This window comes from Ramlibacter monticola, from assembly GCF_016722785.1.
In the GTDB taxonomy this organism is placed as follows: domain Bacteria; phylum Pseudomonadota; class Gammaproteobacteria; order Burkholderiales; family Burkholderiaceae_C; genus Ramlibacter; species Ramlibacter monticola.
On record NZ_JAEQNE010000008.1, the window covers coordinates 245,248 to 260,044 of the forward strand.

17 protein-coding genes are annotated in these 14,797 nt (G+C 69.8%); 14 read left to right on the forward strand and 3 right to left on the reverse strand.

Translation table 11 applies throughout. The features are described 5' to 3' along the window. Positions 1 to 32 precede the first annotated feature (32 nt). Both JJ685_RS25590 and ypfJ read right to left on the reverse strand, forming a co-directional pair. Positions 33 to 1,454: a DEAD/DEAH box helicase gene (locus tag JJ685_RS25590; RefSeq protein WP_201677202.1), complete on the reverse strand. Its 1,422-nt coding sequence runs from the start codon at positions 1,452 to 1,454 to the stop codon at positions 33 to 35. Between the two features lie 46 nt (positions 1,455 to 1,500). Further along, a complete protein-coding gene (ypfJ, locus tag JJ685_RS25595) occupies positions 1,501 to 2,379 on the reverse strand; it encodes a KPN_02809 family neutral zinc metallopeptidase (RefSeq protein ID WP_201677203.1) in 879 nt (292 codons plus the stop codon). Positions 2,380 to 2,406: 27 nt separating this feature from the next. Here ypfJ and pcp point away from each other — a divergent pair, with 27 nt between their 5' ends. The 7 genes from pcp (at position 2,407) to JJ685_RS25630 (ending at position 8,174) form a co-directional block, all read left to right on the forward strand. Continuing rightward, positions 2,407 to 3,075 (forward strand): pyroglutamyl-peptidase I, encoded by a 669-nt coding sequence (gene pcp / locus JJ685_RS25600; RefSeq protein WP_201677204.1) that lies wholly within the window; start codon positions 2,407 to 2,409, stop codon positions 3,073 to 3,075. A gap of 47 nt (positions 3,076 to 3,122) precedes the next feature. Continuing rightward, entirely contained in the window at positions 3,123 to 3,974 is an 852-nt protein-coding gene (locus JJ685_RS25605; protein ID WP_201677205.1) for a 3',5'-nucleoside bisphosphate phosphatase, read from the forward strand. Beyond that, on the forward strand, positions 3,971 to 4,873 hold the full coding sequence (locus JJ685_RS25610; RefSeq protein ID WP_330901844.1) for a DMT family transporter: 903 nt from the start codon (positions 3,971 to 3,973) through the stop codon (positions 4,871 to 4,873). The genes JJ685_RS25605 and JJ685_RS25610 overlap by 4 nt, the downstream gene beginning before the upstream one ends. An 8-nt stretch (positions 4,874 to 4,881) precedes the next feature. After that, entirely contained in the window at positions 4,882 to 5,517 is a 636-nt protein-coding gene (locus tag JJ685_RS25615) for an L-threonylcarbamoyladenylate synthase (RefSeq protein WP_201677207.1), read from the forward strand. Between the two features lie 23 nt (positions 5,518 to 5,540). Beyond that, positions 5,541 to 6,206 (forward strand): site-2 protease family protein, encoded by a 666-nt coding sequence (locus tag JJ685_RS25620; protein ID WP_201677208.1) that lies wholly within the window; start codon positions 5,541 to 5,543, stop codon positions 6,204 to 6,206. 1 nt (position 6,207) lies between these two features. Further along, the gene (locus JJ685_RS25625; RefSeq protein WP_201677209.1) at positions 6,208 to 7,500 is read left to right on the forward strand and encodes a tryptophan--tRNA ligase; all 1,293 of its coding nucleotides are present in this window, start codon (positions 6,208 to 6,210) and stop codon (positions 7,498 to 7,500) included. Positions 7,501 to 7,580: 80 nt separating this feature from the next. Then, a complete protein-coding gene (locus tag JJ685_RS25630) occupies positions 7,581 to 8,174 on the forward strand; it encodes a response regulator transcription factor (RefSeq protein ID WP_201677273.1) in 594 nt (197 codons plus the stop codon). Position 8,175: 1 nt separating this feature from the next. On the opposite strand, the gene JJ685_RS25635 is transcribed toward JJ685_RS25630, so the two are convergent. Then, positions 8,176 to 9,603 (reverse strand): sensor histidine kinase, encoded by a 1,428-nt coding sequence (locus tag JJ685_RS25635; RefSeq protein WP_201677210.1) that lies wholly within the window; start codon positions 9,601 to 9,603, stop codon positions 8,176 to 8,178. A 221-nt stretch (positions 9,604 to 9,824) separates the two neighbouring features. Between JJ685_RS25635 and JJ685_RS25640 the strand changes: the two genes are divergently transcribed. The 7 genes from JJ685_RS25640 (at position 9,825) to JJ685_RS25670 (ending at position 14,490) form a co-directional block, all read left to right on the forward strand. After that, positions 9,825 to 10,055: a KGG domain-containing protein gene (locus JJ685_RS25640; protein ID WP_201677211.1), complete on the forward strand. Its 231-nt coding sequence runs from the start codon at positions 9,825 to 9,827 to the stop codon at positions 10,053 to 10,055. A gap of 85 nt (positions 10,056 to 10,140) precedes the next feature. Then, entirely contained in the window at positions 10,141 to 10,515 is a 375-nt protein-coding gene (locus JJ685_RS25645; RefSeq protein WP_201677212.1) for a hypothetical protein, read from the forward strand. A gap of 113 nt (positions 10,516 to 10,628) precedes the next feature. Next, a complete protein-coding gene (gene ku, locus JJ685_RS25650) occupies positions 10,629 to 11,621 on the forward strand; it encodes a non-homologous end joining protein Ku (RefSeq protein WP_201677213.1) in 993 nt (330 codons plus the stop codon). Between the two features lie 14 nt (positions 11,622 to 11,635). Further along, entirely contained in the window at positions 11,636 to 12,136 is a 501-nt protein-coding gene (locus JJ685_RS25655; protein WP_201677214.1) for a hypothetical protein, read from the forward strand. A 28-nt stretch (positions 12,137 to 12,164) separates the two neighbouring features. Next, positions 12,165 to 12,644: a BON domain-containing protein gene (locus JJ685_RS25660; RefSeq protein ID WP_201677215.1), complete on the forward strand. Its 480-nt coding sequence runs from the start codon at positions 12,165 to 12,167 to the stop codon at positions 12,642 to 12,644. Positions 12,645 to 12,714: 70 nt separating this feature from the next. Beyond that, positions 12,715 to 13,005, forward strand: coding sequence for a hypothetical protein (locus JJ685_RS25665; protein WP_201677216.1), 291 nt, complete (start codon positions 12,715 to 12,717; stop codon positions 13,003 to 13,005). A gap of 114 nt (positions 13,006 to 13,119) precedes the next feature. Further along, on the forward strand, positions 13,120 to 14,490 hold the full coding sequence (locus JJ685_RS25670) for a hypothetical protein (RefSeq protein ID WP_201677217.1): 1,371 nt from the start codon (positions 13,120 to 13,122) through the stop codon (positions 14,488 to 14,490). Positions 14,491 to 14,797: the final 307 nt, after the last annotated feature.

Here is a 14,797-nt window from a genome sequence, read left to right on the forward strand (position 1 = left end):
GTTGAAGTGCCCGCCCCTACCGCCCGCAAAGCTCACTGCTCCGCCTTGAACAGCGCCGCCACCTTCCTCTTCGGCTTGATGTTCGCCGAGATCCGGTTTCCCGCCGGCTTGGCGGCGGTGCTGGCTTCCCATGCCGCCGCTTCCTCGCGCTGGGGGGCCTGGTAGGGCTGGTCGAAGAAGGGGTCCGCGGACGCCGCGGCCTGGCGCGGCTCGCGCCGGCGCTCCTCGTAGCGCTCGCGGCGGTCGTCTTCGTCGCCCTGCTGCCGCCAGGTGCGGCGGCCGTCGTTGATGCGGCCGCGCGGACGGTCTTCGTCGTACTCCAGCGGCTCGATCTCCAGCTTGCGCTTCAGGAGCTTCTCGACATCGGCGACCAGGCGGTTGTCGCCCGGCGACACCAGCGTGACCGCCAGCCCCGACGCTCCCGCGCGGCCGGTGCGGCCGATGCGGTGGATGTAGTCCTCGGGGTTGAAGGGCACGTCGAAGTTGAACACCGCCGGCACGTCCTTGATGTCCAGCCCGCGGGCCGCGACGTCGGTGGCCACCAGCAGGTCGACCTCGCCGCGCTTGAAGGCGTCGAGCGCCTTCAAGCGTTCGTCCTGGCTCTTGTCGCCGTGCATGGCCACGGCCTTGAGGCCGTCGCGCTCCAGCGCCCGCGCGAGGCGCGCGCAACCGAGCTTGCTGTTGACGAACACGAAGGCCTGCGTGATCCCGCGCTGGCGCACGATCTGCCGCAGAGCCCGGCGCTTGTCGTCTTCCGGCACGCTGAAGAAATGCTGTTCGACGGTCGAAGCGGTCGTGTTCGGCTTCGACACCTCGATCACCACCGGTTCCTGCAGGTAGCTGTTGGCCAGCCGCTTGATCTCCGGCGAGAAGGTGGCCGAGAACAGCAGGGTCGTGCGCTGCTTGGGCAGGTACGACAGGATGCGCTGCAGGTCCGGCAGGAAGCCGATGTCCAGCATGCGGTCGGCCTCGTCGAGCACCACGTACTCGACCTGGTTCAGGACGGCGTTCTTGGCTTCGATGTGATCCAGCAGGCGGCCCGGCGTGGCGACGAGCACTTCCACGCCGCGCTTCAGTTCCGCCGTCTGCGGCTTCATGTCCATGCCGCCGAACACCACCGCGCTGCGCAGGTTGGTGTACTTGGAATAGAGCTTGACCTGCTGCGCGACCTGGTCGGCCAGTTCGCGCGTGGGCAGCAGCACCAGCGCCCGCACCGGGTGGCGGGCCGGCGAGGTCGAGGCGTTCTCGTGCTTCAGCATCCGCTGCAGCAGGGGCAGCGAGAAGGCGGCCGTCTTGCCGGTGCCGGTCTGGGCGGCGCCCATCACGTCGCGGCCGGCCAGCACCACGGGGATCGCCTGCGCCTGGATCGGCGTCATGCTCTCGTAGCCCATCTCGGCGACGGCCCTTGCGAGCGGCTCAGCCAGGTTCAGTTTGGAAAAGGCGGATTCGGACATTAACCTGCTATTGTCTCATTTCCGCCAAATCCGAGCTCGACCCTGCTCAAAGAGTGCGCGCACTGAAGGTATCGCAGGCCTTGACACTGCCGCTCTGGATGCCGGTCGTGAACCAGCGCTGGCGCTGCGCGCTGGTGCCGTGGGTGAAGCTTTCGGGCACCACCGCGCGGCCCGCCGACTGCTGCAGGGCATCGTCGCCGATCTTCTGGGCCGCGTTCATGGCCTCCTCGATGTCGCCCTGTTCCAGGATGTTGCGGGCCTTCTGGGCATGGTTCGCCCAGACGCCGGCGAAGCAGTCCGCCTGCAACTCCAGCCGCACGCTCATCGCGTTGGCCTGGGCCTGCGAGGACCGGGCGCGGGCCCGTTCCACCTGCTCGCTGATGCCCAGTTCCTGCTGCACGTGGTGGCCGACCTCGTGCGCGATCACGTACGCCTGCGCGAAATCGCCGGGCGCACCCAGCCGGTTCTTCATCGTCTCGTAGAAGCTGAGGTCGATGTAGACCTTCTGGTCGGTCGGGCAGTAGAACGGGCCCATGGCGGCCTGGCCGGCCCCGCAGGCCGTGCGCACGGAGCCGCGGAACAGCACCAGCTTGGGCTGCTTGTAGGTGGCGCCACCCTGGCGGAACAGGTCGGTCCACACGTCCTCGGTGTCGGCCAGCACGGTGGACACGAACTTCGCCATCTGGTCGTTGGCGGGCGGCGCCGGTGCGGGCCCGGTCTGCGCCGGGGGCGCGCCGCCACCGCCGCCGGTCAACATGCTCAGGAGCGTGAGCGGATTGACGCCCAGCAGGGCGCCGCCCACGAGCGCGATCACGATGGTGCCGATGCCGATCGTGCCGCCGCCGATGCCGAAGCCGCCGCCCCCGCCTCCGCCGCTGCGCGCGTCCTCGACGTTGGATGACTCGCGATTGCCTTCCCAGCGCATATCCGCCTCCTGCTGTAGAGTGATCCCATGCTATCCACCGGAAGCACGGCCGCACGTAGTCCTTCGTCCGTATTGGTGACCGGCTTCGACCCCTTCGGGGGGAGCGAAGTCAACCCGAGCTGGCAGGCGGTGGCCGCCCTGCATGGCCGCGAAATCGCCGGGCACCGCATCGTCGGCGGCGAGTTGCCCACCGTGTTCGGCGGCGCGATCCGCCGGCTCGAGGAACTGATGCGCCAGCACCGCCCCCGCCTCGTGCTCTGCACGGGCCAGGCCGGCGGCCGCGGCGCGATCTCCCTCGAGCGCGTGGCCATCAACGTGAACGACGCCCGCATCCCGGACAACGCCGGCGCCAGGCCCATCGACACACCGGTCGTGCCGGACGGACCGGCAGCTTACTTCAGCTCCCTGCCGATCAAGGCGATGCTGAAGAGCCTGCTGGATGCCGGTGTGCGCGCCGAGGTCTCGCAGACCGCCGGCACCTTCGTCTGCAACAACACCTTTTACGGATTGATGCACCTGCTGAGAACGCCGGAATGGCGTGGCGTGCGCGGCGGGCTGGTCCACGTGCCCTTCCTGCCGGAGCAGGGCCAGCCCTCGATGCGGCTGGACGAGATCGTGCGCGGGCTGGAAATCGCGATCGCGTGCGCCCTGGAGACGCGGCACGACATCCGCAAGGAAGCCGGCGCCCTGAACTGAATGGCCCGCGGCCTGCACGACTGCGGGTCGGCCCCTAGAATCAAGTTGTGTCCATCCTCAATGCCGACCTGCACTGCCATTCCGTGGTTTCCGACGGCACCCTCACGCCCGAGGAACTGGCCGCGCGGGCGGCGTCCAACGGCGTCGAGCTCTGGTCGCTGACCGACCACGACGAGATCGGCGGCCAGCACCGCGCCGCCGCCGCGGCCCGGGCGCAGGGCCTGCGCTACCTCACGGGGACCGAGATTTCCGTCACCTTCGCCGGGGAGACGGTGCACATCGTCGGCCTCGGCTTCGACCCTGCCGACGAGGGCATGCGGCAGGGCCTGGAGCAGACCCGCGGCGGCCGCGGCGGCCGGGCGCGGGAGATCGCGGCCGGACTGGCCACGGCCGGCATCCCGGGCACCTATGAAGGCGCGCTGAAGTACGTCGGCAACCCGGCGCTGATCTCGCGCACGCATTTCGCCCGCTACCTGGTCGAGACCGGCGTGTGCAAGGACACCGCGGAGGTGTTCCGCCGCTACCTCACCGAAGGCAAGCCGGGCTACGTGCCGCACCGCTGGGCCGCCCTGAAGGATGCGGTGCGCTGGATCCGCGAGGCCGGCGGCGTCGCCGTCATCGCCCACCCCGCGCGCTACAAGTTCACGGCCAACGAGGAATACGCCCTGTTCACGGAATTCAAGGCGCACGGCGGCCGCGCCGTCGAAGTCGTGACCGGCAGCCACACGGTGGCCGAATACGCCAGGTACGCCGACACCGCCCGCGAATTCGGGCTGGCCGCCTCGCGCGGCAGCGACTTCCACAGCCCCGGCGAAAGCCACACCGACCTGGGCCAGCTGCCCTTCCTGCCGGCGGAACTGACGCCGGTGTGGGACCTGCTGGCCGACCGCATCCAGTGAGCGCCGCGTCCGCGGCCCTCGCGCTGCGCCGGCCGAACGCGCTCGCCGGCATCGCCCTCACCGTCGGCGCCAGCGCCTGCTTCGCCGCGCTCGACACCACCACCAAGTACGTCAGCGCCTCGGTGCCGCTGCTGATGGCGCTGTGGGTCCGCTACCTGTTCCAGGCCGTCGCCACCACCGCGGTGATGATGCCCGCGCGCGGCTGGCAGATCTGGCGCACCCGCCGGCTGGCCTGGCAGCTGGTGCGCGGCGTGCTGCTGCTCGCCAGCAGCCTGCTCGCCTTCCTGAGCCTGCGCTACATGCCGGTGGGCGAATTCACCGCGATCGTGATGATCACGCCGCTGGTGATCACCCTGCTCGCCGCCACCCTGCTGAAGGAGCACGTGTCGCCCCTGCGCTGGGTGCTGGTGGCCGGCGGCTTTGCCGGCACGCTGGTGATCATCCGTCCCGGCGCCAGCCACTTCGGCTGGAGCAGCCTGCTGCCGCTGGCGCTGGTGGGCTGCAATTCGGCCTTCCAGGTCCTCACCAGCAAGCTGGCTCAGACCGAGGACCCGGTGACGATGCACCTGTACACGGGCTGGACCGGCACCCTGATCGCCTCGCTGGCCCTGCCGTTCGTGTGGACCGCCCTGCCGAGCCCCTGGCTGTGGGCCGGGCTGGCCTTCATGGGCCTCATGGCCAGCGTGGGCCACTTCATGCTGATCCTGGCCTACTACCGCGCCCCGGCGGCGACGCTCACGCCTTATCTCTACACCCAGATCGGCTTCGCCATGCTGGGTGGCATGATCGTGTTCTCGCACCTGCCGGACCGGCTGTCGCTCGCCGGAATGGGCATGATCGCGGTCTGCGGCGCCGCCGGCGCCTGGCTGACGGTGCGCGAGCGCCGCCTGGCGGAATAACAAGAGCAATGGCCCAATTCTTCGAGCTGCACCCGGACAACCCGCAGCCGCGCCTGTTGAAGCAGGCCGTGGCGATCCTCAATGGCGGCGGCGTGATCGCGGTGCCCACGGACTCCAGCTACGCCATCGCCTGCCACCTGGACGACAAGTCGGCGGCCGACCGCCTGCGCCAGATCCGCCGGGTCGACGAGAAGCACCTCCTGACCATCCTGTGCCGCGACCTGAGCGAGCTGTCGAACTACGCCCGCGTGGACAACAAGCAGTACCGCCTGCTCAAGTCGATCACGCCCGGCGCCTACACCTTCATCCTCGACGCCACCCGCGAGGTGCCGCGGCGGGTGAGCCATCCGCAGCGCAAGACCATCGGCATCCGCGTGCCGGACCACCGGGTGCTGCAGCAGTTGCTGGACGCCCATGGCGCGCCGCTGCTCGCCACCACCCTCATCGCGCCGGACGACGTGGAACCGCTCAACGAACCGGAGGAGATCCGCCGCCGCTTCGAGAAACTGCTCGATGCGGTGATCGGCTCCGGCCCCTGCCCCGACCAGCCCACCACGGTGGTGGACCTCACCCCCATGCACACCGGCGGGGCCGCCTTGGTGCTGCGCCACGGGCGCGGCGATCCGGCCGCCCTGGGCCTGTGAAGCCGCTCTGAGACAATGCCGCCGTGGACAACAGCACCATCCAGACCATCCTGATCTACGCCCTGCCGGTGCTCTTCGCGATCACCGTGCACGAGGCGGCGCACGGCTACGTCGCGCGCCACTTCGGGGACAACACCGCCTACATGATGGGCCGGGTGACGCTCAACCCGTTGAAGCACATCGACCCCATCGGCACCGTGCTGATGCCGCTGATGCTGTACTTCGCCACCTCGGGGGCCTTCCTCTTCGGCTATGCCAAGCCGGTGCCGGTCAACTTCAGCCAGTTGCGCCATCCGAAGCGCGACATGGTCTGGGTCGCGCTCGCCGGGCCCGCCTCCAACTTCATCCAGGCGATCCTGTGGGCGCTGCTGTTCACGCTGCTGGTCGCCCTGGGGCTCAACGAGCGCTTCTTCCTCTCCATGGCCAAGGCCGGCGTGCTGGTCAACCTGGTCATGTGGGCCTTCAACCTGTTCCCCCTGCCTCCGCTGGATGGCGGCCGGGTGCTGGTGGGCCTGCTGCCGCCGCGCCAGGCCTATTCGCTGAGCCGCGTCGAGCCCTGGGGTTTCTTCATCGTGATGGGGCTGGTGCTGCTCGGGATCCTCAGCAACTACTGGCTGCGTCCCCTGATGGCCGTGGGCTACTGGATCCTCGACCTGCTGCTGACTCCGCTGACCTTCCTGCTGCACTGACATGGGCGCTCCCCTTCGCTTCCTCACCGGCATCACCACGACCGGCACGCCCCACCTGGGCAACTACGTCGGCGCGATCCGGCCCGCCGTGCAGGCGAGCCGCCGCCCCGGCACCGAGAACTTCTATTTCCTCGCCGACTACCACGCGCTGATCAAGTGCGACGAGCCGGCGCGCATCCAGCGCTCCACGCTGGAGATCGCGGCCTGCTGGCTGGCCGCGGGGCTGGACCCGGAGCAGGTCTTCTTCTACCGCCAGTCGGACATCCCGGAGGTCACGGAGCTGACCTGGCTGCTCACCTGCGTCACCGGCAAGGGGGTGCTCAACCGCGCCCACGCCTACAAGGCGCAGGTGGACAAGAACACGGCCGCCGGCGTCGATGTCGACGCCGAGGTCACCATGGGCCTGTTCATGTACCCCGTGCTGATGGCCGCCGACATCCTGATGTTCAAGGCGCACCGCATCCCGGTGGGACGCGACCAGGTGCAGCACATCGAGATGGCGCGCGACATGGCGCAGAGCTTCAACCACCTCTATGGCGAGCACCTCGTGCTGCCGGAGGCGCAGATCGACGAGTCGGTGGCGCTGCTGCCCGGCCTGGACGGCCGGAAGATGAGCAAGAGCTACGACAACGTGATCGGCCTGTTCAGCCCTCGCGACCAGGTGCGCAAGCAGATCTTCTCCATCGTGACCGACTCGCGCGCGCCCGGCGAGCCCAAGGACACGGAAGGCTCGGCGCTGTTCCAGATCTACCAGGCCTTCGCTTCCGCGGAAGAGACGCAGAAGCTGCGCGAAGCCTACGCCGCAGGGATCGCCTGGTCCGATGCCAAGCAACTGCTGTTCGAGCGCATCGACCGCGAGATCGCGCCCATGCGCGAGAAGCACGAGCACCTCGTGAACCATCCGCAGGAGCTCGAGCGCATCCTGCAGGCCGGCGCGGCGAAGGCGCGTGGCCGCGCCACGCCCTTCATCCGCGAACTGCGCCAGGCCGTGGGCCTGCGCAACCTGGCCGACGTGCCCGGCGGCACGAAGAAGGACAAGGCCAGGGCCAGCCTGCCCGCCTTCAAGCAGTACCGCGAGGCCGACGGCCTGTTCTATTTCAAGTTCGTCGATGCGCAGGGACGCCTGCTGCTGCAGAGCGCGGGTTTCGCCTCGCCGAAGGAGGCCGGGCAGTTCATCGCAGGGCTGAAGGCCTCGCAGGCCTTGCCGCAGGACGGCAAGGCCGCGCCGGCCGCCGGCGTCTCATCCGAGCAGGTCCACGCCGCCTTGAAGGAACTCGCGGACTCCGGGAACTAAGGAGTTAGCGCGGACTTCTTCAGGGTTAAAGCTGTATCCTTCAGGGTGCAGTAACAGGGAAGAAAACCTTGAGCCAGATCATGAACATGTACGTCATCGACGACCACCCCCTCATGCGGGAAGCCGTCGTGATGCTCCTGCGCCGGATGCGACCCGGCGCCAACGTCATCGAACTCGATCGCCTCGGCGGCATCGAGGCGGCCGTCAAGCAGCACGGCGCGCCCGACCTGATCACGCTGGACCTGAAGCTGCCGGACACCACCGGCACGTCGGGCGTGCACGAACTGAAGAAGCTGTTCCCCGAAACGCCGCTGGCGGTGCTCTCCGCCTCGCCCTCCTCGGACGCGGAGGAGGCCTGCATCGAGGCCGGCGCCGACATCTACATCGAGAAGTCCTCGGGCGGGCTGGAGATCGGCAACGCGCTGCGCGCGCTGCTGTCCGCGGACGGCCAGTTCGAGGAACTGGCCCCCACCGACAGCAAGCTGTCCAAGCGCCAGAAGCAGTTGATCGTGATGCTGGATCGCGGCCTGTCCAACCGCGAGATCGCCGACGAACTGGGGATCAGCGAGCACACCGTGAAGGTGCACCTGTGGCGGCTGTTCCGCCGCCTGGGCGTGAAGAGCCGCACCCAGACCATCCACTTCGCCCGCACGCACGGCCTGCTGGCCAGCTGAGCTAGCCGCCTCCGTCCCGCGAGGGAAACATCTGCGCCACCACGGCCACCGCCCGCTCGCTCGCCGCGGGCGGGTCGGTCGGCTGCAGCGACAGCCGAAACACCGTCCCGCTCCCGACCCTGGAGGTGAAGGTGAGCGGGTGGCCCAGGATGTGGGTCAGCCGCGCCACGATGTAGAGGCCCAGCCCGAAGCCGTCCTCGGTGCCGGCGTGGCCCGGCACCTTGTAGAACTCCCGGAAGATCTCCCGCTGGTGCGCCGGCGCGATGCCCAGGCCGGTGTCCCAGATCTCGATGCGCAGGCCCGCACGGGTGGAGCGCGAGGCGACGAGGACCCCGCCCCGGGGCGTGTACTTCACCGCGTTGGAGATCAGGTTGCCCACGATCCGCTGCAGCAGGATCGGGTCGGAGCGCACCGTGCCGGGACAGACGTGGAGCCGGAACCGCAGCCCCTTGGCCTCGCACAGGGGCCGGTACTGCAGTTCCAGGTTCCGCAGCAGCTTGGCCACGTCCACCGCCTCGATGTTCAGCTTCACCTTGCCGGAGTCCAGCCGCGCCACGTCGAACAGCGAGTCGAACAGCTGGTTGACCGCCTTGGTGGCGTCTACGATCTTGGGCGCCAGTTCGTGCACCAGTTCCGGCTCGCTGCCGAGCCAGTCGGCATAGAGCCCCAGGGCGTGCACCGGCTGGCGGATGTCGTGGGCGGCGCTGGCCAGGAAGCGGTTCTTGATCTCCACCGCGTCCAGGGCGGCCTGGGTCTGGCGGGTCAGGGACTCGATCAGCTGCATGTTGCGGTACTGCAGCTCGAAATTGCGCCGCAGCGTGGCATGCAGGCGCTGACCGGAGTGGCGCAGCACCTGCCAGAAGATCAGGAGCAGCAGGGCCACCCACCAGTGATAGGTGGGCCCCTGCAGCCGCAGTTCCACCACCATCCGCCACGCCATCAGGGCCAGGGCGGTGCCGGCCAGGAGGTCCAGGTAGGCGCGCATCACGCGCACCCGCGCCGACAGGCTGTTGACGGAGAACATGGCCAGTCCGGCCAGCACCAGCCAGCAGATGTACTGGTCCCCCAGCGGCGCCCGGTCGAAATAGAGCTGCGTCATGAGGCCCCAGACCAGGGCGGACATGGGCCAGACGAGCCGGTGGCGGCGGAAGAAGGCGATCTGGTCCTCGGTGGACCGGGTGCGCACCTCGTTCTGGTACTGCTGGATCACCCACAGCCGCCAGAAGGCCACCGCCGCCCAGAGCGCGATCCAGGACAGCACCAGGACCGGGTAGTTGTCGTCCCACAGGATGCCCACCACGATGGCGACCAGCGTCAGCGCCAGCCACTGGGTGCTGCGCTGGGTCCGCATCAGGCTGCGAACCAGTTCGCCCTCGACCCAGTCTCGTTCGGCGGACGTGGCCGGCGCCGGGAGGCTCTCCGCTTTCATGCGGCGAGTCTAGAACATCCTCCGCTGCGACCTTCCATCGCTTGCTCACGCGCGCAGGACCTCACCGACATAGCTAGAGGCATCGTCCTACACGACTCCCTGCGCAATGCGCACAGACTCTGCCGTTGCGTTGACCTGACGCCCATCAAGCCGGCGACGCAACCCCCAGGACAAAGGGCGAGCGCCCCGCGTTCGCAGACCCCAACCTAGACGAGGACCCCATGGAACAGACCGTCCACGATACCGACTCCCTGAAGCCCGCCCCGAAGAAGTCGCTGCGCGGTTTCGCCGCGATGGATCCGCAGCGCCAGCGCGAGATCGCCAGCCTGGGTGGTCGTGCGGCGCACCAAAGCGGCCACGCCCACGAATTCACCAGCGAAGAAGCCCGCGCCGCCGGCAAGAAGCGCCACGCCCGCGCCTCCTCCGGCGCCTCCGAGGCTCCCCGCGCCTGACGCGGCCGGGGGTAGGACCGCGCGCCGATCGCCAGGGGTTGCGGGCCGACAGGCCCCCCCAGGCGCGGCTCCTAGGATGGCCGCCATGTCATCCCTGCAGGACGCGCGGTCTTCGCCCTCCTCCTTCCCCGCCGACCTCCCCGCCGACCCGGCGCCGGTCGAGTCCCCCCTCTCCCCGGCGCCTCAGCTTGCCCAGGCAAGCCGCGCCCTCTGGGTCGCGACGCTCTCCCTGATGGCGGCCTACATGCAGAACCCGGCGCCGGCGCATCGGCTGCTGCTGGCTCGCCGCATCGCCCGCAATTTCGACACGCTGGGGCGCCAGGAGTGCTTCGCCCCCGGCTGCCGTGCCACCTTCGCCCGCCTCGCGCGCCGCTGGCAGGCCCGGGCGGAGCAACTCACGCCCGAAGGCCCGGCCCCGCGCCGCGGCTGGTTCGCACGCCTGTTCCCCGCGCGCTACTGAAGCCCCGCCCGCGCCCCGGGGGCGCTCGCCTACACGTCCGTCGGCGCGTGTCCGACAGCCTGCGGCCGGGCAGCTTTGCACACTCGACGGGAGACACCCACCCACGGATTTCAATGGCAGATACCAAGGGCATGGCCAAGACCTCCACGAGGTCCCTCTGGAAGGGCGCCATCACGTTCGGACTGGTCCACATCCCGATCGGCCTCCATTCGGCCACGGAGGAGAGCGACGTCGATTTCGACTGGCTCGACCGCCGCACGCTGGACCCGGTGGGCTACAAGCGGATCAACAAGCGCACCGGCCGGGAGATCGACAAGGAAGACGTCGTCAAGGGCGTGGCTTACGGCAAGGGGCACTACGTGGTGCTGTTCCCCGAGGAAATCGCCGAGGCCTACCCGCGCACCACCCAGACCATCGAGATCGAGGCCTTCGTGGACGTGGCCGACGTGCCCTTCGTCTACCTGGAGAAGCCCTATTTCACGGCCCCCATCAACAAGGGGGAGAAGGTCTACGCGCTGCTGCGCGAGGCACTGAAGCAGACCGGCAAGGCGGGCCTCGCCCGGGTCGTGATCCACGGCAAGCAGCACCTGGCGGTGCTGCTGCCCTGCGGCCCGGCGCTGGTGCTGAACCTGCTGCGCTGGGGCGGCGAGATCCGCTCCTGGGAGGCCCTGGACCTGCCGCCGGAAGGCAAGTCCGCCGGGATCAAGGACACCGAGCTGAAGATGGCGAAGCACCTGATCGAGGAGATGAGCGGCCACTGGCGCGCCGACGAACTCCGCGACGACTTCCACGACGCCATCATGAAGCTGGTGGAGGCCAAGGCGAAGGCGGGCGACACGGCGACCGTGGAGCCGCTGGAGGAAGCGCCGGAAGCCCAGGGCGCGGACGTCATCGACCTGACCGAATTGCTGCGCCGCAGCCTGAAGGGCGGAGCGAAGCCGGCCCCGGCGCCGGCCCGCAAGGCCGTGGCGCGCAAGGCGCCGGCGCGATCGGCACCGCGCGAGGAACGGGCGGTCGCCGCCAGTGCGCCGCGCAGGCGGGCCACCGGCAGCGCCGCGAAGAAGGCCACCCCAACGAAAGCGGGCCGCGCCCGGCGCGCCGCCTGAAGCAGGGGAACCCGATGGACACCCCTCTCTACCTGGGCATCTGGCTGGTCGCCCTGCTGGCCGCGATCGCCGTCCTGAGCTGGGTGCTGGCCCGCCACCGGCGCCGCCAGGACCTGCGCCGCCTGCAGGCGCAACGGCTGCTGCGGGCGCTGCAGCGCTATTCGGCCTGGATTTGCGCCCAGCGCCTGGCCGCGGTCTTCCAGGGCGAGCCGCCCGAGGCCGCCGCGGCGCTCGACGAAGCCTGCTGCGTCCGGCGGGCCTGCTTCCCGGAACTGGCCGGCGACATGGCGGAAGTGCTGGCGGTCCACAACCGGATCCTCAATTTCCTGGGCGCGCAGCAGGCGCTGTGGCTGCGCGATCCCGAGTACTGGCTGGAATCGGACCACGACCGGCGCTTCATGGCGCTGTGGCGGCAGCACGGGTTCGCGCTGCAGGCGCTGCTGGCCAGGCTCGAACAGGCGACCAGCGTGACCCTCCTGCCCACCGCGCCGCGGCGCGAATCCACCTATGCTTGAACCCGTCCCAGGCGAAGCGGAGCAAACCATGAGGCCCATCGAAACCCTTGGCGCCATCGCGGCCGGCGCGCTGGCCATGTACTACCTGGATCCGGAGCTGGGCGCCCAGCGCCGCCGGCTGCTGGCCGAACTGGTGCGCAGCGGCCTGCCGCAGGAACGGCGGCAGGCGCGCCGGCGCCTGCGCGCCTACCACCAGGCCACCCGCGCCGACCCGCAGAGCGACGCCGACCTGCGCGACCGGATCCAGACCCGCCTCGGCCGGCTGGTGAGCTACCCGGGCGCCATCGACGTGAGCGTCAACGAAGGCACGGTGCGCCTCGGCGGCCGCGTGCTGGCCAAGGAGCGCGACGGCCTGCTGGACCAGGTCCAGCGCATGCCGGGCGTCCAGAAGCTGGTCAACGCGATGACTTCGCTGGACGATCCGCAGGACATGGGCCGGCGCGCCCCGGGGCGGCAGGGCACGGCGGAACCGCCGGCCCGCGACACCGAACCGCAGCCGGTGCCTTGAGGGCGCCGGACGCGGCCCGTTACTTCCCCTGAGCGTGGCCCCCGCTACCATGGTGCCCCTCGTGCCCACCATGAACCGTCCCGCCCGCTACATCGCCGCCATCGTCCTGGCCAGCGTCGTGCTGCTGGGGCTGTCCGCCTACCTGCATTCCTGGGGTGGCATCGTGCTGCTGGTGCTGGGCGCCGGCGCCATCGCCTGGTACCGGGCGCAGGTCGCCGAGGGCGAGGCCGCCGAACGCTTCTTCGGCGACATGGGGGAGGAAACGCGCGTCACCACCTTCCAGGCCGGCTCGGCCAGCGAGCTGCCCCTGGAGTCCCCGCTGCCCGCACCCGGCGCCCGCCCGCCCGCCGACCGGCATTGACATGCTTCAGCCACCGCGGCCGGCAAGGGCTGCGGTCCGGCTCCTACATCTCCGTCGAGCTGCGCCGCCTAAGTTGCAGGGGAACTCCCTGAAACTTGTCGGAGGTGACTCGCCATGAAAGCCTTCCTGAAATCCACCGCGCTGGCCGCCCTGCTGCTCGCGCCCGTCGCCGTGACCTTCGTCGCGCAGCCCGTGCAGGCGCAGACCCGCGCCGCGGCGGCCGCGCCGCAGGTCACCAACATGTCCCTCAACTCGGACTCCGGGCTCTCGCCCGGAGCCACGCTGCGCCTGCAGGTCTATGGCACGCCCAACGCGCGCCGCGCCAGCGTGACGCTCGGCCAGAACGGGCCGACGGTGGCGTTGCGCCAGCAGACCGCCGGCAACTACACCGGCTCGTACGTGGTGCGCCGCAGCGACCGCATCGACCCCACCACCCTGATGACGGCGCGCGTGACCTTCGGCGACCGCAACTATTCACGCCAGTTCGACTTCCCGCCCTCGTTCAAGGCGCTTGCCACCATGGGTGCGGCGCCGGCGCAGGCGCCCGGCATCGAGCGCTTCGTGATGCGTTCCGGCGGCCGGCTCGAACCGGGGCGTGAGCTGCGCTTCCGTCTGGTCGGCGCGCCCGGCGGCGACGCCTGGCTTGACATCCCCGGCGTGATCCGCGGGGTCGACCTGTCCGAGGTACGGCCCGGCGTCTACGAAGGCACCTACACGATCCGCCGGCGCGACGACGTCGACGCCTTCCGCAACGCCGTGGCGACGCTTCGCAGCGGCAACCAGCGCGCCACCGCCCGCGTGGACGTGCGCGGCGAGGACCGCGACTTCGGCGCTGGCCGTGACGAGCGCGCGCCGCAGATCTCGGAGCTGACGCCCGCCAACGGCGAGCGCATCAGCGACCGCGGGCGCCTGAACCTGCGGGCCCACCTGTCCGACGAGGGCACCGGGATCGACCCGGCTTCCGTGCGGCTGCACCTCAACGGCCGCGACGTCACCGCCGACGCCCGCGTCTCGCCCGAGGAAGTGCACTACCGCGCCGACCTCGACCCGGGACGCTACAGCGCCGAACTGACGGTGCGCGACCAGGCCGGCAACGCCACCACCAAGACCTGGTCCTTCGACGTGGTCCCGGGCGACCGCGTCGGCGGCGCCGGCGGCACCGAACTGCCGCTGCAGATCACGAGCCACAGCAACAACATGGTGATCGACGCGGGCGGGAACCTGTCCATCCACGGCCGCACCGTGCCCTACGCCAACGTGCGGGTGCAGGTCGACTCGGTGGCGAATGTCGCCGGCCTGCTCGGAGTGAGCCAGCCGGTCGCGGACCAGACCGTGCAGGCGGATCGCAACGGCTACTTCGGCGCAGCCATCACCCCGCGCGGCGGGCTGCCGATCCCGGGCACGCGCTATGACCTGCGGATCACGGCCAGCAGCGGCAGCCAGACCGCCGAAGAGCGCCTCACGCTGATCCAGCGCCAGGGCTGAACCCCCTCGCGCACCTCCCGAGCCCCGCGCCGCGGGGCTTTTTCATGGGCAGCGCCCCTCCAGACGGATGAACGGCTAAAAAAATAGCTCCGGCGGGCTGGTCAAACGGTCTGTGATCGATGACACTTCTTGAAACAGTTGTGACGAAATAAATTCAACACAACTGGACCGGTTCTGTTTGATGTCGTGGGGACGGGCTCTGGGGTGCAAGCCGAGCCCGCTATGAAGCCCGGCGCGATGCGCCGGGCTCTTTTTTTTGGTTCTTCACCGATTGGCGGGGAAACCGAGGGAAGGCGGCCGATGGCCA